We start from the raw sequence: 984 nt of genomic DNA, 5'->3' as shown, positions 1-984 counted from the left end.
GTTGCGGCGTCTTATAGGGGCGTGGTGTTTGTGCGGGCGTGGGACCCGGCGTGGTAGCAACCATTGCAGGAGTGGAATTTTGCGTTGAATTCGGCCGGAAAGCGCGGCGAATGCGGGCAGCAGGGGTCAGCGCGCCCCTTAAACCGACAGCCTCATATCCACTGAGAGCGCTGCGGCATTCCCTCCCCAGCAAGGGCCAACAAGGGGAGGCTGAAGAGCGGCCAGACACACTCCAGAAACAATATTCAACAGTTCGGAAAAACTGCCGAAAAGATCGGATGGCATAACCACCCCGCAACGGCCGGGAAAATGGCCGCGCCGGGCGATTCCCGGCCTGGACGGGAAAGTATGGAAATGGATCACGGTCTCGATATCGCCGGACTGGACAGGGACCGATCGGACAGCCAGCCAGAAACCGGCCTGGCAAGCCTCGATGCGCTGGTAAAAACAGCCCCCGCAACAGTCGCACGCGGGCAAATCCTGACGGGCGCCGACTTTGCCCGGCAAGGCCTGCCCGGCGAGCGGCTCGATACGGTGTTCGAAGAGCTCGCGCAGACATTCGCGGCTCTGCCGGCCGTGATCTCCGACGGGCGTGTCTGGACCTATCAGGAGCTGGACAGCCGCGCCAACCAGTTCGCCCGCCTGCTGGTCAAGCGCGGCGTCCGGCCGGGCCACCGGGTCGGGCTCATTCTCGACCGCTCGGCGGAGACCTATGTCGCGCTGCTGGCGGTGATGAAGGCGGGTGCGGCCTTCGTGCCGCTGGCCACCGCGTTTCCCGAAGAGCGGATGGCGCTCATCATCGAGGACGCCGGCGTCAGCCTGATCGTCACCATCGCCGCCTATGCGTCGCGCGCCGGTCAACTGCCGGTTCCGCATCTGCTGATCGACAGCGCGGCTGCCGAGATCTCCAAACAGTCCGACGCGCCGCTGAAGCCGCAGGCGAAAACCGCTTCAGCCGATGACACCTGCTACATCCTCTACACC

1 protein-coding gene is annotated in these 984 nt (G+C 64.4%); it reads left to right on the top strand.

Features of this window, described 5'->3' with window-relative positions:
* Nucleotides 1-348: 348 nt before the first annotated feature.
* A partial coding sequence (locus EN935_RS37690) for an AMP-binding protein (RefSeq protein WP_164771790.1) occupies nucleotides 349-984 on the top strand: 636 nt, incomplete at its 3' end.

The sequence above is a fragment of the Mesorhizobium sp. M7D.F.Ca.US.004.03.1.1 genome, assembly GCF_003998635.1.
GTDB classification, from domain to species: Bacteria; Pseudomonadota; Alphaproteobacteria; order Rhizobiales; family Rhizobiaceae; genus Mesorhizobium; species Mesorhizobium loti.
The sequence above is the reverse complement of the archived record's forward strand: the minus strand, read 5'-3'. Positions and strand labels throughout refer to the sequence as shown.